19 protein-coding genes are annotated in these 22,663 nt (G+C 55.5%); 3 read left to right on the plus strand and 16 right to left on the minus strand.

What is annotated here, in order from left to right; translation table 11 throughout:
* Window positions 1–56: 56 nt before the first annotated feature.
* The 15 genes from JHD74_RS02435 to trxA form a co-directional block, all read right to left on the minus strand.
* A complete protein-coding gene (locus tag JHD74_RS02435; protein ID WP_024527811.1) occupies window positions 57–1,460 on the minus strand; it encodes an amino acid permease in 1,404 nt (467 codons plus the stop codon).
* A gap of 346 nt (window positions 1,461–1,806) precedes the next feature.
* A complete protein-coding gene (gene wecG, locus JHD74_RS02440; RefSeq protein ID WP_024527810.1) occupies window positions 1,807–2,547 on the minus strand; it encodes a lipopolysaccharide N-acetylmannosaminouronosyltransferase in 741 nt (246 codons plus the stop codon).
* An 8-nt stretch (window positions 2,548–2,555) separates the two neighbouring features.
* Complete coding sequence (gene wzyE, locus JHD74_RS02445) at window positions 2,556–3,923, minus strand: ECA oligosaccharide polymerase (protein ID WP_024527809.1); 1,368 nt, start codon at window positions 3,921–3,923, stop codon at window positions 2,556–2,558.
* The gene (locus JHD74_RS02450) at window positions 3,920–5,005 is read right to left on the minus strand and encodes a TDP-N-acetylfucosamine:lipid II N-acetylfucosaminyltransferase (RefSeq protein ID WP_074030090.1); all 1,086 of its coding nucleotides are present in this window, start codon (window positions 5,003–5,005) and stop codon (window positions 3,920–3,922) included. The genes wzyE and JHD74_RS02450 overlap by 4 nt, the downstream gene beginning before the upstream one ends.
* Window positions 5,002–6,252: a lipid III flippase WzxE gene (wzxE, locus tag JHD74_RS02455; protein ID WP_059199111.1), complete on the minus strand. Its 1,251-nt coding sequence runs from the start codon at window positions 6,250–6,252 to the stop codon at window positions 5,002–5,004. The genes JHD74_RS02450 and wzxE overlap by 4 nt, the downstream gene beginning before the upstream one ends.
* Window position 6,253: 1 nt before the next feature.
* A complete protein-coding gene (rffA, locus tag JHD74_RS02460; RefSeq protein WP_024484180.1) occupies window positions 6,254–7,384 on the minus strand; it encodes a dTDP-4-amino-4,6-dideoxygalactose transaminase in 1,131 nt (376 codons plus the stop codon).
* A complete protein-coding gene (gene rffC / locus JHD74_RS02465; protein WP_065684893.1) occupies window positions 7,371–8,090 on the minus strand; it encodes a dTDP-4-amino-4,6-dideoxy-D-galactose acyltransferase in 720 nt (239 codons plus the stop codon). The genes rffA and rffC overlap by 14 nt, the downstream gene beginning before the upstream one ends.
* On the minus strand, window positions 8,068–8,949 hold the full coding sequence (gene rfbA, locus JHD74_RS02470; RefSeq protein WP_024527805.1) for a glucose-1-phosphate thymidylyltransferase RfbA: 882 nt from the start codon (window positions 8,947–8,949) through the stop codon (window positions 8,068–8,070). The genes rffC and rfbA overlap by 23 nt, the downstream gene beginning before the upstream one ends.
* Window positions 8,950–9,066: 117 nt before the next feature.
* Window positions 9,067–10,134: a dTDP-glucose 4,6-dehydratase gene (gene rffG, locus JHD74_RS02475; protein ID WP_199061530.1), complete on the minus strand. Its 1,068-nt coding sequence runs from the start codon at window positions 10,132–10,134 to the stop codon at window positions 9,067–9,069.
* Window positions 10,131–11,393, minus strand: a complete 1,263-nt coding sequence (gene wecC / locus JHD74_RS02480) for a UDP-N-acetyl-D-mannosamine dehydrogenase (protein WP_024484184.1) — start codon at window positions 11,391–11,393, stop codon at window positions 10,131–10,133. Before wecC ends, rffG begins: the two co-directional genes overlap by 4 nt.
* Window positions 11,390–12,520 (minus strand): non-hydrolyzing UDP-N-acetylglucosamine 2-epimerase, encoded by a 1,131-nt coding sequence (gene wecB, locus JHD74_RS02485; RefSeq protein ID WP_024527803.1) that lies wholly within the window; start codon window positions 12,518–12,520, stop codon window positions 11,390–11,392. Before wecB ends, wecC begins: the two co-directional genes overlap by 4 nt.
* An 86-nt stretch (window positions 12,521–12,606) precedes the next feature.
* Complete coding sequence (gene wzzE / locus JHD74_RS02490) at window positions 12,607–13,659, minus strand: ECA polysaccharide chain length modulation protein (protein WP_021181556.1); 1,053 nt, start codon at window positions 13,657–13,659, stop codon at window positions 12,607–12,609.
* Window positions 13,660–13,679: 20 nt separating this feature from the next.
* Window positions 13,680–14,777, minus strand: coding sequence for a UDP-N-acetylglucosamine--undecaprenyl-phosphate N-acetylglucosaminephosphotransferase (wecA, locus tag JHD74_RS02495; RefSeq protein ID WP_024527801.1), 1,098 nt, complete (start codon window positions 14,775–14,777; stop codon window positions 13,680–13,682).
* A gap of 278 nt (window positions 14,778–15,055) precedes the next feature.
* Window positions 15,056–16,315 carry a transcription termination factor Rho gene (gene rho, locus JHD74_RS02500; protein WP_021181558.1) on the minus strand — a complete coding sequence of 420 codons (1,260 nt, stop codon included), beginning with the start codon at window positions 16,313–16,315 and terminating at the stop codon, window positions 15,056–15,058.
* Window positions 16,316–16,762: 447 nt separating this feature from the next.
* The gene (trxA, locus tag JHD74_RS02505; protein WP_024484188.1) at window positions 16,763–17,089 is read right to left on the minus strand and encodes a thioredoxin TrxA; all 327 of its coding nucleotides are present in this window, start codon (window positions 17,087–17,089) and stop codon (window positions 16,763–16,765) included.
* Window positions 17,090–17,220: 131 nt separating this feature from the next.
* Between trxA and rhlB the strand changes: the two genes are divergently transcribed.
* Complete coding sequence (gene rhlB / locus JHD74_RS02510) at window positions 17,221–18,510, plus strand: ATP-dependent RNA helicase RhlB (RefSeq protein WP_024484189.1); 1,290 nt, start codon at window positions 17,221–17,223, stop codon at window positions 18,508–18,510.
* 9 nt (window positions 18,511–18,519) lie between these two features.
* A complete protein-coding gene (ppx, locus tag JHD74_RS02515) occupies window positions 18,520–20,013 on the plus strand; it encodes an exopolyphosphatase (protein WP_065684894.1) in 1,494 nt (497 codons plus the stop codon).
* 78 nt (window positions 20,014–20,091) lie between these two features.
* Here the strand turns inward: ppx and rep are convergent, their stop codons facing one another.
* Window positions 20,092–22,116 (minus strand): DNA helicase Rep, encoded by a 2,025-nt coding sequence (gene rep / locus JHD74_RS02520; RefSeq protein ID WP_024527799.1) that lies wholly within the window; start codon window positions 22,114–22,116, stop codon window positions 20,092–20,094.
* 114 nt (window positions 22,117–22,230) lie between these two features.
* Between rep and ppiC the strand changes: the two genes are divergently transcribed.
* Window positions 22,231–22,512, plus strand: coding sequence for a peptidylprolyl isomerase PpiC (gene ppiC / locus JHD74_RS02525; protein WP_021181563.1), 282 nt, complete (start codon window positions 22,231–22,233; stop codon window positions 22,510–22,512).
* Window positions 22,513–22,663: the final 151 nt, after the last annotated feature.

The following is a 22,663-nucleotide window of genomic DNA, read 5'->3' on the forward strand; positions in this document are numbered from 1 at the left end:
TGACCCTTTGCTCACTCTTGCAGCAGAAAGGGCCCGACAAGGCCCTTTTCTTAAGCTTAGCGCTGACTTTCTGTCCGCTTTTCAGGCTGATGATGGACTTTATGCATACCGAATACAAAGTAGCACAGGCTCACCGCAGCCAGGAAAATCATCCCCACCACCAACGAGATCCGCGTATCCGGATTGATCCCCATACCAACCAGCACACAAATCAGGAAAGCGATGGTCAGGTAGTTCATGTAAGGGAACATAAATGACTTGAAGCTGTGAGTCTTCATCGCTTCTTTATGGGCACGGCGGAAATAGATCTGGCTGATCAGCACCACGAACCACGGCATCATGCCCGGCAGCACGCTGGCGCTATAGACATAGACGAACACCTGTTGAGGATTGGGGATAACGTAGTTCAGCGCAGACCCCACCAGCAGGCAGATAATGGTAATGGCAATACAGTTGACCGGCACACCGCTGGCAGAAAGCCTGGTCAATGCCGCAGGCAGTTGGCGGTTCTTGGCCAGGGCATAGAGCATCCGGCCGCCGCTATACATGCCGCTGTTGCAGCCGGAGAGCGCGGCGGTCAGCACGACAAAGTTGATGATACCGGCTGCGGCAACAATACCAATCTTGGCAAAGGTCAGCACAAACGGGCTGCCAGCGGTGCCGATACCGTTCCACGGGAAGATGGTGACAATCACGAAGATGGCACCAACATAGAAAATCAGGATGCGCCACAGGATGTTGTTGATCGCCCGTTTGAGCGTTACCTGCGGGTTCTTGGCTTCCCCGGCGGTAATGCCGACCAGCTCAACGCCCTGGTAAGAAGCCACCACGATACACAGGGCAAACAGGAAGCCTTTCCAGCCACCGGCAAAGAAACCACCGTGAGCCGTCAGGTTGGCAAAGCCCGTCGGCTGCCCGCCGTTACCAAAGCCGAAGAAGATCACCCCCAGGCCCACCAGGATCATCACGATAATGGTGGTGACCTTGATCATGGCAAACCAGAACTCCAGCTCACCGTACAGGCGCACCGCCGCCAGGTTGGCTAACGCGACCATAGCAACCGCAATCAACGCAGGCAGCCACTGCGGTATCTCTGGGAACCAGAACTGCACATAGACGCCGATAGCCGTGATTTCCGATATCCCCACGGCAAGCCACATAAACCAGTAGCCCCAGGCGGTGAGATAGCCGAAAAAGGGATTCATGTATTTGTGCGCATAGACGGCAAAAGAGCCCGCCACCGGCTCGAGGAACAACATCTCGCCCATTGAGCGCATAATGAAGAACACAAACAGGCCAGCGATGATATAGGCCAGCAGCACTGAAGGCCCGGCCCATTTCAACGTACTGGCTGACCCCATAAACAGACCCACGCCGATCGTGCCACCCAGGGCGATCAGCTCTATATGTCGCGCTTCTAACCCGCGATGTAAACCTTGTGGTTTTTCTTTGCTTGCCATACATCCTCAGTCATATTTTTGATGCTGTTTTGCCTGCCGATCGGTGCCGGTCATTATTGTTTTAGACAAGTTGAGTGTAATTCATCCCCCGCCGGGCAAAACGGAACTTAAGGAGTCATCCGCACAATTTAATTGCGGGGAAGTGCCGCTGCAGCCTGGGGAAATTTTCGGGCGCTATGGTTTCGCATTTTGCCGCTATAAGCAAACCGCGAATTAAAACCTTATGGAATAAATGACGAGGGAATGATTGACCGAGGTTATAGCTTTGACCACGTTATGGCCGATAGGGAGATTATTTGAGCAAAACAGACGCTGGAGCAACGGAGAGGCTGCTCCAGCCGAAGGATCACATCTTGCCGGTGTAGTAATAGCCGACGAACTTGAGTAGTCGAAGCTGGCGGCGAATACGGCTCGGCTGGCTGAGCAGGCGGTAGAGCCACTCCAGGCCCAGATTCTGCCACACCTTGGGCGCGCGCTTCACATGGCCGGTAAACACGTCATAGGTGCCGCCAACCCCCATATACAACGCCTGTGGATGCACCTTGCGGCAATCCCGCATCAGGATTTCCTGCTTGGGCGATCCCATTGCCACGGTCACGATAGCCGCGCCGCTTGCTCTAATGCGTGCAAACAAGGCATCCCGCTGTTCCGGCTTGAAGTAGCCATCCTGACTGCCTACCAGATTCACATTCCACTGGCTGCGCAGCTTCTGCTCGGTCTCTGCCAGCACAGAAGGCTTGCCGCCAACCAGAAACACCGGCGTGCCTTCCTGCCCGGCGCGCTGCATCATGGCTTCCCACAGATCGGCCCCGGCCACGCGCGACACCTCAGCGCCAGGATACTTGCGGCGGATGGAGCGCACCATGCTGATGCCATCGGCATATTTGTACTCAGCCTCATCCAGCAGGGCATGCAGCGCCGGATCGGTTTCCGCATTGAGGATTTTCTCGGCGTTCATCGCCACCAGGGTGCCTTGCTTGACCCTGCCACCATCGAACAGAAAATCCATACACTGCGCCATGTTGCGAAAGCCCCACAGGCTGAAACCGCGCAGCTCATACTTGGGAACCGAAATGTTTGCTTCCATTGTCACTATTACCTTGGCACAAGAGAGTTGGCCACGGGAGCCAACGCGCGCTTGCGCATAATTCGAGTCTTGATAAGCCCGGCAGCATCAAACAGCCAGTACAGTAATTTTGCCAATACCAGGCAGGCACCAAAAATGATGCAGAAGAACACCACGCGTGAGACAAAGGAATCTACCCCCTCACGCGCCAGCACGATGATATTAAACACCGCGCCAAAACAGAACCCTTGCAAAATCGCCGCCTTAAAGCGGTTCTGCTCGCTTTTGCCCAGTTCATACAGCCAGTCGAACCACTTGATGATCAGGCCCACCACAATGGCGCCCAGCGGGATAAACAGCACCCCCCCCATCACCACCAGCGAACCAATCAGCGTCGGGGAAATCGCCAGCCCGGAATGGTTGTCCAGCACTTCCCAGGTAAAGTAGTTGGCGGTATTCAGCACCAGATCAGGCCGTCCCGGCCACAACCAGGCAGGGATAAAGACATAGAAATCACGCACGATCGGGGCCAGCCCCTGGAAATCGATCTTGTCGTAATTTTGCAGCAGCAGCCCCAGGTTCTCCCACGGCGAGAAGGTATCACGCGTCAGATACAGGAAAGTGTAGAACGCTTCCGGGCCGCTGACATCCAGGCTATAGCGTTTTAACGCCAGCCAGAACATGCCGACAATGCCAAACACCCCGGCGGCTACCAGCATCCACAGCGAGATCCAGCCGCGCACAATGCCAATAAACAGGAATAGAGCGAACGCGATGATGATGTTGGCACGGGTACCGCCCACGATCACGTAGGTCAGAATGCCAAACGCCACCGTGGCCGCCAGGAAGAAGAACCAGGCGCGCAGATCCTGCTTCAGGAAATAGACCACCAGCATCGCCGGGATGAAGAAGTAGAAGAAGCGCTTGAGCGCCACCCCTGACACATCGCTGGAGAAGATTTGGCTGTAGGAGTTGAGCTTGAACAGCAGGAAGCCGTTCTGCATAAAGAAGATGCCCACGGTGCCGATCGCCACCAGCGCCAGCAATATCCAGGTGATATGCGTCTCAACCCGGTTCATGGTGAACACCGGCTTATGCGGCTGACCAGTGCGTTTACGCAACCGCGTCTTGTAGCTGACGTAGTAAATGGCGTAGAAGGCGGTGGCGGAGAGAATGGCGTACAGCAGGAACTCTACCGGCACCACGGCCACGTCAAACTGGAACACCAGTAAGCAGGTCAGCGGGAAGCCAAAGTAAAACGTCAGCAGATAGAGCAAGGAAAAGAAGACGTTAAAGTTGAAGCGGACGCGCCGAAACTCCTGATAGGTCAGGGTGAGCACAAACAGCGCCCCGATCAGATAGACGACAAACAGCCCGCCAAACTGTGCCAGCGTCATGGGTTTTCCCCCGCCGCCAGCGCCAATGCCTGCTGCCAGCCATCCACGTAGTTCGGATTGAAAAAGGCAATGGATCGCTTATCCAGCGTTGCCAGCTGGCGCTGTGATTCGCGCACCACGGCTTCATCCAGAGAATCGCCATAGAACAGCACCGGCAGATGCTGCTCGGCCAGGTCCTGCCAGAACGGGTTCTTGCGGCTCAGGACAAAAGGCACGCCAAACTGGATCAACAGGCACAGCGTACCGATCCCCTGCTGACGGTCGAAAATAAAGTAGCCGAGATCGCATTCACGCAGGATATTGAGATAATCGTCAAACGCCACCTGCTGGGTCAGCAGTTGCAGGTTCTGCTCGGAGAACAGCTTCAGGCCCGCCGCACGCACCTGGGCAATATAGGCATCGTTATTGGCCGGATAGCCCATCGGCAAAATCACCCGCACCTTGTCACCAAATTGCTGATGGATAGCCTGTAACGCCTCGATATGGCGGTTGGTGGTATCACCGGAGTTGCCCACCAGGATGGTCATCGGCCCGGCCAGGTTCTTTTCGACTTCGATGCCTGTCAACGCTGGGTCCATCCGCGTCGGGAAATACAGCAGCGAGGCCGGAACGCGCGCGTGCCGCTGCTGGTAGTGGATCAGGTCGCCTCGGGTAGCAAACACGTGGCCCACCCGCCCTTGGGCAATGCGGCGCAGCACGTAGAACAGGCGGTATTTCCAACTGGTGGCGTTTTCATACAGATCGGCCCCCCAGATATGCCAGCTCACCTGGCGCGGCTTGATTTTACCGCTCAGCAAGGCCAGCCACAGCGTCGCGTTAAACTGGCCATGCAGGAACAGGCGGTTGTCACGGTTGGCCTTGGCACGGGCAATCACTGCCTCTGCCAGGCTCTTTTTGCCGGGGAAAGCCTCGATGGTCAGTTTGGGAAAGTGGCCCAACGCGGCCACGTCTTTGGCTGCCACCATGAAGTGACACACTTGTTCTGCGGGCAAGCGTTCGGCCAGCACGTCATTAAAGAAGCGCAACACCGTCTGATTATGATGCGGGATATCAGATCCCAGTACGTGGATTAGTATGGTCATACTCGTCTACGATAAAGAATAAATACGCAGCTACAGAGCGCAAAATACACGATGTAGGTTGCCATATAGGCCTGTGCTGCCCCTAATGCGCCGTGCAGTGGGATCAGCCAGTGCGAGAACAGCGTCAGCAAGGCAAACTGGCTGACCTCTGTCAGAATGTAAAAACGTAGCGACGCCTTGGCGATCACCAGGTAACCAAAGACGTAGGCCCCGACTTTCAGCACGTCCCCCACCAGTTGCCAGGCAAACAGATCGCGCATGGCAACGAATTTCTCTGAGAACAGCAGCCAGATGGCGAAGTCACGCAGCAGCCAGACGGTAAAGCTGGCAGCGGCGACCGCAGGCAGCACAAACTTCAGCGAGCGCACGATCTCCCGCGAAATAGCGCTTTTCTCTTGCAGGCGCGACAACGTTGGCAGCAGGTAAACGGTGAAAGAAGCGGTAATAAACTGCAGGTAGGCATCGGAGATACTGCTCACCCCTTGCCAGATCCCCACTTCGTCCCAGCCGTAATGTTCCGCCAACAGGTTACGCATCATTACATAGGCGACCGGCAAGGTCACGGAGGTGATGAGCGCCATCAGGGTAAACTTACCGAGATGGCTGGCCAGCGCCTTATCCCAGGCCAGCGCCAGATAGCGCAGCGGCAGCGCCTTGCGCCGCCACAGCATGAAACCGGCAGGCAACACCACCAGGGCAGGAACCAGAGCCAGCCCGGCCAACGCGCCTTCATAGCCGCCCAGCTTAAAGCATAGCGTAAAGGCAACCACACCGATCAGGCTGCCAGCGATCACCGCCAGCGCGTTACCCATCGCATCGCGATAACCTTTGAGGATCGCCAGGAACAGGTTGGCGTAGGCAATCCCCATCTGGATAAACGCCACCGCCCGCACCACGTTCACATAGTCACCATGGCCAAACAGCCCACGGCTGATCGGCTCGGCAGCAAACAGGAACACCAGCGCCAGCAGGGTTGAGAAACCCAGCACAATGCTGGATGCGGTACCCACCGCCATCCGCAACCGCTGCGGATCCTGATGGTATTCCGCCACATACTTGGTGATACCGTTAAAAATCCCGGCACCCGACAGCACGCCCAGCACGGTGATCAACTGGCGGAAGTTACCCGCCTGCCCAACACCGCTGGGGCCGAAGGCCACCGCCAACATTTTTACCACCAGCAACCCCACGCCGATCTTGATCAGCGTGGAGCCTGCGGTCCAAATCGATGCTTTTGCCAGCGACATATCAGGCGAGGAAGCTCAGGATGGTATTGATCACCGTACGTTGATTGACGTCTGACATGTTAAAGAACAGCGGCAGACGCACCAGGCGCTCGCTCTCTTTGGTGGTGAAGCGGTCCTCGCCGGAGAAACGGCCAAACTTCTCACCCGCCGGGCAGGCGTGCAGTGGGATGTAATGGAACACCGACATGATTTCGGCTTCTTTCAGGTAGTCGATAAACGCGGTGCGATCCTGCACGTCTTTCAGCTTGATGTAGAACATATGGGCGTTATGCACGCAGTTGGCCGGAATGACCGGCAAGGCGATACGCCCCGCAGCCGCCAACGGTTTCAATGCATCGTAATAGTTCTGCCACAGCTTCAGGCGGCGCTGGTTGATCGTCTCGGCGGCTTCCAACTGCGCCCACAGATAAGCGGCTTGCAGATCTGACATCAGATAGCTGGAACCAATATCGCGCCAGGTATATTTGTCCACCTGACCACGGAAGAACTGGCTGCGGTTGGTGCCTTTTTCACGGATCACTTCGGCACGATCGATCAGGGCCGGGTCGTTAATCAGCGTCGCGCCACCTTCACCGCCAGCGGTGTAGTTTTTAGTCTCATGGAAGCTGAAGCAGCCGATATGACCGATGGTCCCCAAGGCTTTGCCTTTATAGGTCGACATCACGCCCTGCGCAGCATCTTCTACCACCATCAGGTTGTACTTCTTCGCCAACGCCATGATGGTGTCCATTTCGCAGGCCACGCCAGCGTAATGCACCGGCACGATGGCACGGGTTTTATCGGTGATCGCCGCTTCAATCTTGGTTTCATCGATGTTCATGGTGTCTGGACGCAGATCGACAAACACCATCACCGCCCCGCGCAGCACAAAGGCGTTAGCGGTGGATACGAAGGTGTAGCTCGGCATGATCACTTCATCACCCGGCTGGATATCCAGCAGGATGGCGGCCATTTCCAGTGACGCGGTGCAAGACGGCGTCAGCAGCACTTTCGGGCAGCCGAAATGCTGTTCCATCCACTGCTGGCAGCGACGGGTAAAACCACCGTCACCACAGAGTTTGCCGCTGCTCATCGCGGCCTGCATATAATCGAGTTCCGTGCCAACAACCGGTGGAGCGTTAAATGGGATCATGTAAACCTCTATAGAACCAATACGCGGTGCTTTCTAGGGTGGCACCGTGCCGTTGATAGAGCCGTAACGCGGCAATATTACTTATCTGAGTCGCGATCCGCAGGCGCTGCAGCCGTTGCTGCTGGCACCAGGCGATCGCGGCAGTCATCAGCCGAGAACCGGTCCCTTTACCTTGTACACCTGGGAATGCCGCCAGCAGGCCGATACGCGCCTCTTGCTGGCCGATATCACGCAGGCTGACAAACCCTTCTGGCTCCCCATCGCTGCCCAGCACAAGCAGGCACTGATGGTCAAACGTCCCCAGCACCGCTTTTTCAATCCAGGTGGCGTAAAAACGCCCGCTGTCCTGCGGCTGATACCAAGGCGCGCGAAAACGGCTGGCGGCAAAAACCTTGGCCGCCACCGAACGCAACAGTGGAATATCTTCAGGCTGGGCGATGCGGATAGCCGGTAAATTCAATGCACAATCTGTGCCAATTGCCAGGGCAAAGTCCACTTCGCCCTCTACCAGCCGAAACCCTACGCCAGCCAAACCATCGGCCAAGTCCAGGCGCTGAGCCGGGATCTTGGCCTGAACCAGCGCAAACGCATCCAGTTCAGTTGCCGTCAGCGCGGGAGCCGCATCGTCAAAATGCAGTTTGGCGCTAGAGAGTTGGAAATACTCGCTTTCCCAACCCAAAGGCTCAATATTGGCGTGGACGGACATGCAGTAAATCCAGTAAGTATTTGCCATAGCCGGTTTTGGCTAACGCCTGCGCCGAGCGTCTTACGCCATCATCATCCAGCCAGCCGTTACGCCAGGCGATCTCTTCCAGACAGGCAATCTTGAACCCTTGGCGTTTCTCTACCGTCTGCACAAAGGTACTGGCTTCGATCAGGCTGTCGTGGGTGCCAGTATCGAGCCAGGCAAAACCACGCCCCAGCAGCTCGACGCTCAATTCGCCACGTTCCAGATACATCTGGTTGATGCTGGTGATCTCCAGCTCGCCACGTTCGGAAGGCTTCACCTGCTTGGCGAAATCCACCACCTGGTTGTCATAGAAATAAAGGCCGGTGACTGCCCAATTGGACTTTGGCTTCAGCGGCTTTTCTTCAATCGACAGCGCGCGGAAGTTATCGTCGAACTCCACTACGCCAAAGCGCTCTGGGTCCATGACCTGGTAACCAAATACCGTGGCACCTTTCAGACCCTGAACCACGCTTTTCAGTTTCGGGCTGAAGCCCTGGCCGAAGTAGATATTGTCGCCCAGCACCAGGCAGCACGGCTCACCGCCGATAAACTCTTCGCCAATCAGGAAGGCCTGCGCCAACCCGTCCGGGCTCGGTTGTTCGGCGTAGCTGAGGTTGATGCCAAACTCTTCACCGTTGCCCAGCAAACGGCGAAACGAGGGCAGATCTTCTGGCGTAGAGATAATCAGAATATCGCGGATCCCGGCCAGCATCAGCACCGAGAGCGGATAGTAAATCATCGGTTTATCGTAAATAGGCAGCAACTGCTTGGAGACGCCGCGGGTGATCGGGTGTAAACGCGTCCCCGAACCGCCGGCTAGAATAATACCTTTCATCGTCACTCCTGACTCACCTTCGTTACGCGAAAGTTCTTTTTGCCATACGTTAAGTAAACATACCCAATAGATTTCGAGTCACAACCAACAACGCTGTGGCCTGAAAGATGAAGGGTATTACTGGCTTAAGCCCAAACGTTCCCCGGCATAAGACCCGTCTTGCACTCGGCGCCACCAGGTTTCATTGTTCAGATACCAGGAAACCGTCTTGCGGATGCCGCTTTCAAAAGTTTCCTGTGGGCGCCAACCCAGTTCACGTTCAATTTTGCCCGCGTCGATGGCATAGCGCATATCGTGACCAGGGCGATCTTTAACGTAGGTGATCAGATCGCGATATTTCGCCACGCCCTGCGGTTTGTTCGGTGCCAGCTCTTCCAGCAGATCGCAGATGGTCTGTACCACTTCGATATTTTTGCGTTCGTTGTGGCCGCCGATGTTATAGGTTTCCCCAATCACACCTTCTGTCACCACCTGATATAACGCCCGCGCATGGTCTTCCACAAACAGCCAGTCACGCACCTGCGCCCCGTCGCCGTAGACCGGCAGCGGTTTGCCGGAGATGGCATTAAGGATCACCAGCGGCACCAGCTTCTCTGGGAAGTGGTAAGGGCCGTAGTTGTTGGAGCAGTTAGTCACGACGGTGGGGAAACCGTAGGTACGCAGCCAGGCGCGCACCAAGTGGTCGCTCGAGGCCTTGGAGGCAGAATACGGGCTGCTTGGCGCGTAAGGCGTAGTTTCGGTAAACAGATCGTCGGTGCCGTGCAGGTCGCCGTACACCTCATCGGTAGAGATATGATGGAAGCGGAAAGCCTGCTTTTTCTCTGCCGCCAGCGCCTGCCAATAATGACGGGCAGCCTCCAGCATGGTGTAAGTGCCCACTATGTTGGTTTCGATAAAGGCAGCCGGGCCGTCGATCGAGCGGTCAACGTGGCTTTCTGCCGCCAGGTGCATCACGAAATCCGGCTGGTGCTGCGCAAATACGCGGTCCAGTGCGGCACGGTCGCAGATATCTACCTGCTCGAAAGCATAGCGCTCGTTGTCCGCCACACCCGCCAGCGACTCCAGGTTACCGGCATAGGTGAGCTTATCAACCACCACCACGCTGTCGCGGGTCCCCTCGATGATATGTCTTACTACGGCAGAGCCGATAAATCCTGCCCCGCCGGTGACCAAAATACGTTTCAACGCCAAACTCCTTTGGTGTCCACGATCCAGGACTGCTTAATCTCTTCCGGCCTGATGGCCTTGAATTCTTTATGATCGACCAGCATCACGATCACATCCGCCTGCTGTAAGGCCTCAGGCAGTTTTTTCAGCGTAACGTGGCCCGCCAGTGACTTCGGCAGTTGCTCAACGTTAGGCTCGACCGCCAGGGTTTCACCCACGTGCCAATCGGCAATCAGGTGAGCCACTTCAACCGCCGGGCTTTCACGCAGGTCGTCGATATTGGGTTTGAACGCCAAACCGAAGCAGGCAATTTTCACTTCAGAAGCGCGCTTGTTGGTGGCCGCCAGGCAATCTGCCACGGCTGCCTTGACTTGATCGACCACCCAGAGCGGTTTGCCGTCGTTAACCAGGCGTGCAGTATGGATCAGACGAGCCTGTTGCGGGTTCTGCGCCACGATGAACCAAGGATCAACGGCGATACAGTGCCCGCCCACGCCTGGGCCAGGCTGCAGAATGTTGACGCGCGGGTGGCGGTTGGCCAGGCGTATCAGTTCCCATACGTTAATGCCTTGTTCGGCACAGATCAGCGAAAGCTCGTTGGCAAACGCGATGTTAACGTCGCGGAAGCTGTTTTCCGTCAGTTTGCACATCTCGGCGGTGCGCGAGTTGGTGATCACACACTCACCTTCGAGGAAAATCTTGTACAGCGCGCTGGCGCGCTCGGAGCATTTTGGCGTCATCCCGCCAATCACGCGGTCATTCTGGATCAGCTCAACCATTACCTGCCCAGGCAGCACGCGCTCAGGGCAGTAGGCAATGTTCACGTCGGCCTGCTCACCGGCATCCTGCGGGAAACTCAGATCGCTACGCGCCTCTGCCAGCCACAGTGCCATCTGCTCAGTAGCGCCCACCGGTGAAGTAGACTCCAGGATCACCAGGTCGCCTTTTTTCAGTACCGGTGCCAATGACTTGGCAGCGGCTTCAACATAGGCCAGATCGGGTTCGTGATCCCCTTTGAACGGCGTTGGTACGGCGATCAGGAACGCATCGGCCGCCAGCGGTTTAGTTACCGCCTGCAGATAACCGCCTTCTACCGCTTCTTTTACCACGCGATCCAAATCAGGTTCGACGATGTGGATGGCACCGCGGTTAATGGTATCTACCGCGTGCTGGTTAACATCTACGCCCACCACTTTTTTCTTGCGGGAAGCAAACGCCGCCGCCGTTGGCAAACCGATATAGCCCAGGCCAATAACTGAAATAGTGTTAAAACTCATAGTGTCACCTGATGATTCTTTAAAGCTTCTAGGATACGTTGGCAGGCATGCCCGTCACCGTACGGGTTATGCGCCCGGCTCATGGCGTGGTATTCGCCTTCGTCTGTCAATAACCGGGTTACCGCATCAACAATTTTAGCTACGTCCGTTCCCACCAGCTGTACCGTGCCGGCATCTACCGCTTCTGGCCGCTCGGTGGTATCACGCATCACCAACACCGGTTTACCCAGCGATGGCGCCTCTTCCTGAATGCCGCCCGAGTCGGTCAGGATCAGATAAGATCGCGTCATCAGATAGACAAACGGCAGGTAATCCTGCGGATCGATCAGAATGATGTTATCGATCCCCTTCAAAATACGGTTAACCGGCTCGCTGACGTTCGGATTGAGGTGCACTGGATACACCACCTGCACATCAGGATGCTGACGGGCAATCTCGGCCAAGGCGCTACAGATGCGCTCGAACCCACCGCCGAAGCTTTCGCGGCGGTGCCCAGTCACCAGGATCAGCTTTTTGTTGGCATCCAGGAAAGGATAACGCTGGTCAAGGCTGCTGCGCAGCTCTGGGTTGTGCATGATGCGGTCGCGCACCCACAGCAACGCATCGATCACGGTGTTACCCGTGACGAAAATATGGTCGTCCCGCAGCGATTCACGTAACAGGTTCTGACGTGAATTTTCGGTTGGCGAGAAATGATACATCGCCAAATGCCCCGTCAATTTGCGGTTGGCCTCTTCAGGCCACGGAGAATAGAGATTACCGGTACGCAGACCCGCTTCCACATGCCCCACCGGGATACGCTGATAAAACGCCGCCAGGCTGGTCGCCATGGTGGTCGTCGTGTCACCGTGAACCAACACCACGTCCGGCTTGAAGTCCTCCAGTACGCCTTTGATCCCTTCCAGAATGCGGCAGGTGATTTCACTCAGCCCCTGGCCCGGTTTCATAATATTCAGGTCGTAATCCGGTACGATTTCAAACAAACGCAGTACCTGATCCAGCATCTCGCGATGCTGTGCCGTAACGCAGACTCTTGACTCAAAGGCATCATCCTGAGCCAGAGCATGTACCAGAGGTGCCATTTTGATGGCTTCCGGTCTGGTGCCAAAAACAGTCAACACTTTCACAGCGAATCTCTTTTGGTCGGTGAAGTGCAGGCGAACCTGCAAAGTTGGGCACTCAGTGCCCAACAGCGAAATTATTATATTATTGATTAACTACGCGGCCGGCGTACCAAGGCAACGCCCGCACCAATCAGGCCACCGATTGCGCCCCACATAATCAGCCAGAATACCCGGCGTGGGCTATCACGTTTCACCGGCTCTTCCGGCGTACGTAAATAGCGGTAGGTCTGGAATTTGGCATCCAACGTCGGGCCGACGTTCAAAGTTGCCAGCATGGCCCGATTCTGATCGTAACTCACATCGTAAGCCGGGCCAGAAGCCTGTAAACCTTCCAGGCGCGCCTGCAGCATGGGTTTGCCCAACAGGAACAGATCGGAGTCTGGCAGCTGTTCGGCTGGCGTATCGGTCTGCGTACGGCTAATCCCTTGCTGCTCGGCGATTTTCAGCGCCTGCTGCACGGTCTTGAGCTCACGCTGATACACCGCATCGGCTACCGCTTCCTGGCGTTTGACCTGTGCACTCATCGAGGTGGTACGCGCCGCCCAGGCTCCCTGGATCTCTTCATTCAGATGCTGCGCCGCACGGTGGCTGGCAAAGGCAACATACTGACGCAGCAGATGGTTGGAGTCTGGCGCAGTTTCGGCGGTCAGTTTCACGCTGTCATTCAGCACTTTTTTGTCGTCGCGCGGCGTGAACTGGATATTGTTAATCAGGTCATCAAGCAACGCCGCATCGGCACGGGCATCCCCTTCCTGGCGCTGTTTGTAGTAATCGCTTTGCAGCCAGAAATCACGACGCGTGTCATAGGCGGCGAGCTGCATGATAAATTCATTATAGGCTTCATCGGCGATGCCTGGCTGATCGCTGGCAACCGCAGGCAGCGTGCGCTGATCCAGGTTACGCAGGAACTGCTGCTGAGAGTAATATCCCCCCAGCGCATTCACCGTTGGCTTATCGGTGATCGCCGTGGCGCTCCACTCCTGTTTCACCAGGTAGGAAACGATCAGCGCGACAGCAGCAAACAACACCGCGAAACCGATAATCCATTTTTTGCCGCGCCACAGGGTGCAGCATAGACCGCGGATATCGAGTTCGTTATCGACCACCGGGGTATTCTTGTCAGACGTTGTTTCAGGATTCATCACTGCCCTAAAGCCTCAGGTTAAGGTACTTGCTTATTGTTCGTTGCATTTCGCAGGCGGCGCTTGAGACGTTTGATATAGCGCGCGACCCGCCATGCACGTTTAATGCAATAGCCATAGAAGAAGAATGCAAGCAAGAATAATGCCAACATAAACCATTCAGGTATGAAAGTCAGGCGTTCGCCTATCACGCCAATCGCCGCCAACAGCGCTGCGGCCAAGGTGATGAGCACAAAAGCCTGACGAGGCGTAAAGCCCGCGCGCATAATCAAATGGTGGATGTGTTGACGGTCTGGCGAGAACGGGCTCATGCCCTTACGCAGACGGCGGTACATGATGGCAATCATATCCATCAGCGGGATGGCGATAATCCACAGCGCGGTGACCGGCTTGATCGGATGATTTGGCCCTTGCGAGCTTTGCACCAGCAGCCAGATGGCGGTAAAACCGATCAGCGTACTGCCGGCGTCGCCCATAAAAACTTTATAGCGACGGCCAAGGATGCCGAGGTTGAGCAGAATATAGGGAACGATGGCCGCCAGCATGGCGAAGCACCAGAAGGCAAGGTCGCTATGGCCACCTTGATACAACAGGATCCCCATCGCGCCGAACGAGACGCAAGAGAGACCGCCGAGCAGGCCGTCGATACCGTCGACCATGTTAAAGGCGTTAATCGCCGCCCAAACGGCAAACAGCGTCACCAAATAGCCAAACGGCCCCAACTGCATTTCCCAGCCACCAAACACATAGCCGAGGCTGCGCAGATAAAGACCGGCAAACACCATCATGGCAATGCCGACCAGCGCCTGAATGGTGGCGCGGATCTTGACGCTAATATCGAAGCGATCGTCCAGCGCCCCGACAAATACCAGGACACCCGCGCAGGTGAGATAGAGTTTGCTGTGCACAATCGTCTGGTCGGTGATCAGGAAGGCAAAGCAGATGCCAGCGTAAACAGAAATCCCACCCACCAGCGGGATCAGCCCCTGATGACGTTTGCGATAATTAGGCTTATCAACCAAACCAATAGGTTTTGCTGCCTTGCGAGCAACAAATATAAAAGCCAGAGAAAATAGAAAAACAAAAAGAATTTCAGTACTCATGGTGAGTAAGTTCACGGTTAACAAATCTCTGAAGAAGATGAGGCAGCTTAACATGGGTAAAAAACCGCGCCACATGACCAAGCGACCTTTCAGTCATTTCCTATGACATAGACACTTATCAATGCCCAAAACGTGTCTTGCTTCAACGCATTAACGCAAAAAACAGGCGTAAATAAGATAAGTTCTCAATAAGTCACAAAAATAACTTACTTTCCTTTACTGTTACTTATCGTATCCGCCAAAAGCAAAAAACGCCACGACTAGGCGTGGCGTTCCTCGAATATTTTACTTCTTTATGAGCGTTTCATCATGTCGAAGAATTCGTCGTTGGTTTTGGTCATCGCCAACTTGTTAATGAGGAACTCCATCGCATCGATCTCGCCCATTGGGTGAATGATCTTGCGCAGGATCCACATCTTCTGCAGTTCTTCAGAGGTGGTGAGCAACTCTTCTTTACGCGTACCGGAACGGTTGTAATCGATAGCTGGGAACACGCGCTTCTCGGCGATTTTACGCGCCAGATGCAGTTCCATGTTACCCGTACCTTTAAACTCTTCGTAGATCACTTCGTCCATCTTCGAACCGGTATCGACCAGTGCGGTAGCGATGATGGTCAGGCTGCCGCCTTCCTCAACGTTACGAGCCGCACCGAAGAAGCGCTTCGGACGATGCAGGGCGTTGGCATCCACACCACCGGTCAGCACTTTGCCTGAGGCAGGTACTACGGTGTTGTAGGCACGCGCCAGACGGGTGATGGAGTCCAGCAGGATGATCACGTCTTTTTTGTGTTCGACCAGGCGCTTGGCCTTCTCGATCACCATTTCAGCAACCTGTACGTGGCGGGATGCGGGTTCGTCAAAGGTAGAAGCGATGACTTCGCCTTTTACCAGACGTTGCATCTCGGTCACTTCTTCCGGACGTTCGTCGATCAACAGCACCATCAGCACGCAGTCTGGATGGTTGTATGCGATGCTCTGCGCAATGTTTTGCAGCAGCATGGTTTTACCGGCTTTCGGCGGTGCCACAATCAGGCCACGCTGGCCACGACCGATTGGCGCTGCCAGATCCAGTACGCGAGCCGTCAGATCTTCGGTAGAGCCGTTGCCGCGCTCCATACGCAAACGTGAGTTGGCGTGCAGCGGCGTCAGGTTTTCGAACAGGATCTTGTTACGGGCGTTTTCCGGTTTGTCGTAGTTAACTTCGTTAACTTTCAACAGGGCAAAATAGCGCTCGCCTTCTTTTGGCGGACGAATCTTACCGGAAATGGTGTCACCTGTGCGGAGGTTGAAGCGGCGGATTTGGCTGGGAGAAACGTAGATATCGTCGGGGCCTGCGAGGTAGGAACTGTCTCCGGAACGGAGGAAACCAAATCCATCCTGCAATATCTCCAGCACGCCATCACCGAAGATATCTTCTCCGCTTTTCGCATGTTGCTTGAGTATAGAGAAGATAATGTCCTGTTTGCGCAGGCGGGCCAGGTTTTCCAGCCCCATATTTTCGCCGAGAGTAATCAGCTCAGAAACCGGCGTATTCTTTAATTCGGTAAGATTCATAGTGGGGGTTCTTAAACTCGGGGTGTGTCTCGAACTAGTATCGTGAATGGTATGGCAGCGTGTTATACCCATAACCTTTCAAGCTACAACGTGAAATTCATAGGGTATGCGTGCCTGTTACTGGACGTTCGATCGCCGGGCTGCTGGGCCGCCGCAGTAAGAAATGGCTTAGCTGGGGCGCACACGCTGACGGTTTAAGATCGAAGGTGCCTTAAAACTGATTTTTTTGTAAAACCGCTTGATCGTCAAAACACGGGCTCGGTTCACAGTAAAATGCTAGTGCCGATGGTTCAACGTAGAGTAATGCTTAGATTCAGACTCTTTAGATTTAATACTTATGGCAAGTTCAGAATGCAGTATGGTTAAACTTAACACGCTTCTTGGCAGGCGTCTAGCGGTGAATGAAAATCCCCCTCCAGACGCCCGTCACGGGGCTTCCCGCCCTAATTACAGATTCGCGTCCAGGAACTCTTTGAGCTGGCCCTTGGACAGCGCGCCGACCTTGGTCGCTGCCACTTCACCGTTCTTGAACAACAACAGCGTCGGGATACCGCGGATGCCGTATTTAGGCGCGGTAGCCGGGTTTTGATCGATGTTCAGTTTGGTAATGGTCAACTTGCCGGCGAACTCTTCGGCAATCTCGTCGAGGATCGGAGCAATCATCTTGCACGGACCACACCATTCAGCCCAGAAATCGACCAGGATTGGCCCTTCGGCTTTCAGCACATCGGAATCGAAGCTGTCGTCAGTCAGGTGAATAATTTTATCGCTCATGTTCTACTCCACAGGATTAGGTCTACCTTGTTGGTGTAGCATCAAACCAACTCAGGTGATTTTATTTCACCGCTTTTATTTCAACGGATATGCTTTCGTAAAGCAATAGTTAGCTGATATTCTACCACACTATGAGCAAAACACACTTGACCGAACAGAAGTTTTCCGACTTCGCCCTGCACCCGTTAGTCCTTGAAGCCCTTGAGAAAAAAGGGTTTCACAACTGCACGCCCATCCAGGCGTTAGCATTGCCGCTCACCCTCAGTGGGCGCGACGTTGCAGGTCAGGCGCAAACCGGTACCGGAAAGACGCTGGCATTTTTAGCGTCTACTTTTCACTATTTGCTGTCCCACCCGGCGAAAGAAGGTCGCCAGACCAACCAGCCGCGCGCCTTGATCATGGCGCCTACGCGTGAACTGGCAGTGCAGATCCATTCCGATGCAGAAGCTCTGTCGCAGTCTACCGGGTTGAAACTTGGCCTGGCCTACGGCGGCGATGGCTATGACAAACAGCTGAAAGTGCTGGAAAGCGGCGTAGATATTCTGGTGGGGACCACCGGCCGTTTAATCGACTACGCCAAACAAAATTATATCGATCTGGGTGCGATCCAGGTTGTGGTGCTTGATGAAGCCGACCGCATGTACGACCTGGGCTTTATCAAAGATATCCGCTGGCTGTTCCGCCGCATGCCTGCGGTCGATCAACGCCTGAACATGCTGTTCTCTGCCACCCTGTCCTATCGCGTACGCGAGCTGGCCTTTGAGCAGATGAACAATGCCGAATATGTGGAAGTTGAACCGGAACAGAAAACCGGCCACCGCATTCAGGAAGAGCTGTTCTACCCTTCCAACGAAGAAAAAATGCGCCTGCTGCAAACGCTGATCGAGGAAGAGTGGCCGGATCGCTGCATCATCTTCGCCAACACCAAGCACCGCTGTGAGGACATCTGGGGCCATCTGGCTGCCGACGGTCACCGCGTAGGCTTGCTGACCGGCGACGTGGCGCAGAAAAAACGCCTGCGTATTCTGGACGACTTCACCAAGGGTAACCTGGATATCCTGGTCGCCACCGATGTCGCCGCACGCGGCCTGCATATCCCGTTGGTGACTCACGTCTTCAACTACGATCTGCCGGACGACTGCGAAGACTACGTGCACCGCATTGGCCGTACTGGCCGCGCGGGCGAAAGCGGTCACTCCATCAGCCTGGCCTGTGAAGAGTACGCGCTTAACCTGCCAGCTATCGAAACCTATACGGGCCACAGCATTCCTGTGAGCAAGTACAACAGCGATGCGCTGCTGAGCGATCTGCCTGCACCGAAGCGCCTGGTGCGCCCACGTGGCAACAACGGCCCACGCCGTAACTCTTCCGCGCCACGTCGTGGTGGTGCGCCACGTAACAACCGTAAACGTTCGGGCTAATAGACGACTATGCCAGGTTCCAGCACCCTCTATGCCGCCATCGATCTGGGTTCCAACAGTTTCCATATGTTGGTGGTACGTGAGGTGGCTGGCAGTATCCAGACGCTGGCTCGCATCAAGCGCAAAGTGCGCCTGGCGGCCGGGCTGGATCAGCACAATCACCTGTCACAGGAAGCCATGCAGCGCGGCTGGCAATGCCTGCGGCTGTTCTCGGAACGCCTGCAGGATATCCCACGCGATCAAATTCGGGTCGTCGCCACCGCAACGCTGCGCCTGGCCAACAACGCGGCCGAATTCCTGCAAACCGCCGAAACTATCCTTGGCTGCCCCGTTCAGGTCATCAGCGGTGAAGAAGAAGCCCGCCTGATTTACCACGGCGTTGCCCACACCACAGGCGGCCCGGATCGGCGTCTGGTGGTCGATATCGGGGGTGGCAGCACGGAGTTGGTCGTAGGTACAGGGGCGCAGGCCGCGCAGCTGTATAGCCTTTCGATGGGCTGTGTCACCTGGCTCGAACGCTTCTTCAGCGATCGCAATCTGGAGCGGGATAACTTCGAAGCCGCCGAACAGGCAGCGCGTGAAATGGTGCGGCCAATCGCCCCACAACTTCGTCAACATGGCTGGCAGATTTGCGTCGGCGCCTCCGGTACCGTGCAAGCGCTACAGGAAATCATGGTGGCGCAGGGGATGGATGAACGTATTACCCTGCCCAAGCTGCGGCAGTTGAAACAACGCGCCATTCAGTGTGGCAAACTGGAAGAGTTGGAAATCGAAGGGCTGACGTTGGAACGTGCCTTGGTGTTCCCAAGCGGCCTGTCGATACTGCTGGCCATTTTCCAGGAGTTAGGCATCGAAAGCATGACGCTGGCCGGTGGCGCTCTGCGCGAAGGCCTGGTGTATGGCATGCTGCATCTGCCGGTCGAGCAGGATATCCGCAGCCGCACGTTACGCAATCTGCAACGCCGTTACCTGCTGGATATCGAGCAGGCCGAACGCGTCAGCCAGTTGGCCGCAAACTTCTGTTTGCAGACCACCAATGAATGGCAATTAGACACGCGATGTCGTGAGCTACTGCATGCGGCCTGCCTGATCCACGAAATCGGCCTGAGCGTCGATTTCAAACAGGCTCCTCAACATGCCGCCTATCTGGTCAGCCATCTTGATTTACCCGGCTTCACCCCGGCACAGAAAAAACTGTTAGCCACCCTGCTGCAAAACCAAAGCAATGCCCTCGATCTGGCGCTGCTGAGCCAACAAAACGCCGTGCCGCCCCGCGTGGCACAGCGCATGTGTCGTCTGTTACGTCTGGCCATCATCTTTGCCAGCCGCCGCCGTGACGATACCCTGCCCGCAGTACGCCTGCGCGCCAACGATGAAGAGTTGCATGTGATTTTGCCGCACGGCTGGTTAGAACGACATCCGCTGCGCGCAGAGGCGTTGGATCAGGAAAGCCACTGGCAGAGCTATGCCCACTGGCCGCTGTTTTTGGAAGAGCAGTCTTAAAAGGGCACATGCAGCGCCCCTATATAGGAAGCCAGTGCAGGCTTTTGTTAGCGGTCTGAGACGCCTTCGCAACTAGTCTCAGCTACCGCCCTTGGCCTTGGCCAACATCGCCTTCACGCTGGCCAAATGGCTCTGGCCTTTCTCCATCCGCTCCTGTGGACTAACCACCTTGCGTTCCGTCTCCCAAGCCAGATCGTCCTGCGGCAGTTCCAACAGGAAACGGCTGGGTTCCGGCCGCACCAGCTCACCGTATTGGCGACGTTCGCGACACAGGGTGAAAATCAGCTCTTTCTGGGCTCGAGTGATCCCAACATAGGCCAAACGCCGTTCTTCATCGACATTATCCTCGTCAATGCTGCTCTGATGCGGCAATAACCCCTCTTCCATCCCCACCAGGAACACATAGGGGAATTCCAATCCCTTGGAAGCATGCAGAGTCATCAGTTGTACCTGATCCAACTCTTCATCACTTTCGCCGCGCTCCATCATGTCACGCAACGTAAAGCGCGTGACCACCTGGGTCAGCGTCATCGGTTCGTCCAGATCGTTGCCTTCCAGCATCTCGGTCATCCAGCCAAACAGCGTGTTGACGTTTTTCATACGCATTTCGGCCGCTTTCGGGCTGGGCGAGGTTTCAAACAACCAGCTTTCATAATCGATGCCGCGGATCAGATCGCGCACCGCTGCCACCGGCTCACGCTCCACCATCTGGATGATCCCTTCCATCCAGTGGGTGAAACGCTGCAAAGACTCCAGCCCCCGGCCGGTCAGATACTGGCCCAGGCCAAGATCGAAGCTGGCGCGGAACAGGCTCTTGTTACGCTGATTGGCCCACTCCCCCAACTTTTGCAGCGTCGCCGGGCCGATTTCCCGCTTCGGCGTATTGACGATACGCAGGAAGGCACTGTCGTCATCCTGGTTGGTCAAAACCCGCAGATAAGCCAGCAAATCCTTGATTTCCGGGCGCGAGAAGAACGACGTGCCGCCAGAAATCTTGTACGGAATGCGGTTCTGCATCAGCATTTTTTCAAACAGCCGCGACTGGTGGTTACCGCGATAGAGGATCGCATAGTCGCCGTAGTTGGTTTTCTTCACAAAGTGATGGGCGATCAGTTCCCCCACCACCCGCTCGGCCTCGTGATCTTCATTGTTGGCCGTGACCACCTTCAACTCTTCGCCGTAACCCAGTTCGGAGAACAGGCGTTTTTCAAAGACGTGCGGGTTGTTGGCAATCAGGATATTGGCGGCCTTCAAAATACGTTCGCTGGAACGGTAGTTCTGCTCCAGCTTGATCACCTGTAACGCCGGGAAATCTTCCTTTAGTAGTACCAGGTTCTGTGGACGTGCTCCACGCCAGGAGTAGATCGACTGATCGTCATCCCCCACCACGGTAAAGCGTGCGCGGTTACCCACTAGCAGTTTCACCAGTTCGTACTGGCTGGTGTTGGTGTCCTGATATTCATCCACCAGCAGGTAGCGGATACGGTTCTGCCAGCGCTCACGCACCTCCTCATTACGCTGTAGCAACAAGGTGGGCAGCAGGATCAGATCGTCAAAATCCAGGACGTTACAGGCCCTCATGTGGTCGTGATACAGCCCGTAGCAGTGGGCGAACAGTTTGTCCCGCTCGGAGCGCGCCAGCCCCATTGCCCGCTGCGGATCCACCAGATCGTTCTTCCAGTTGGAAATGGTCGAGATCAGCTGTGCTACCAGAGTCTTGTCGTTTTCCAGCCACTTCTCAGTCAGTTCTTTCAACAACGCGAGTTGGTCTTGATCGTCAAACAGCGAGAAGTTGGACTTCATCCCCAACGCGGCATATTCGCGTTTGATCACTTCCAGCCCCAGCGTATGGAAGGTGGAGATCATCAGGCCACGTGACTCTTTGCGCCCCATGGTTTGCGCCACACGCTCTTTCATCTCACGCGCCGCTTTGTTGGTGAAGGTTACGGCGGCAATATGCCGGGCCTGATAGCCACATTGGTGGATCAGGTGAGCAATTTTATTGGTGATCACACGCGTTTTGCCGGAACCGGCACCGGCCAGCACCAGGCAAGGCCCGGTAACGAATTCGACGGCTTGTTGTTGGCTGGGGTTTAATCGCATGGCGCTTTATTGCTCAATATTGGTGTGCGGGGGAGAAGGATTGTAGCAGAAAGCGCCGCTCAGATTTAACAGGTATAATGGCGGCAAATTCTACACGACTAATTGGAAATCAAGATGGCAAAGACCGCTAGTGCCCTGCACATTCTGGTGGATAACGAAACACTGGCCAACGAGCTGTTGGCCAAACTCAAGCGCGGCGTCAGCTTTGATACGCTGGCGCGCAAATACTCGAGCTGCCCGTCCAAGCGCAACGGCGGCTCCCTGGGTGAGTTCAACAAGGGGACTATGGTCGCAGCCTTCGATAAGGCGGTGTTCAGCATCCCGTTGCTCAAGCCCTATGGCCCGGTGAAAACCCAGTTCGGCTATCACATCATCAAGGTACTGTATCGCAACTAGGCCCCTCACCCTAACCCTCTCCCACAGGGAGAGGGGACCGATCGAGCTAACTATCAGCTAAAGAAAATTACCTGACTACAGCACCAAATCAGATCCCCTTTGTGTCGGGAACAGATCTATCACAGTACATGACCACAACACCGGACCAGCT

Origin of the sequence: Serratia sp. ASV30, assembly GCF_016428815.1 — a bacterium.
Classification (GTDB): Bacteria; Pseudomonadota; Gammaproteobacteria; order Enterobacterales; family Enterobacteriaceae; genus Chania; species Chania fonticola_C.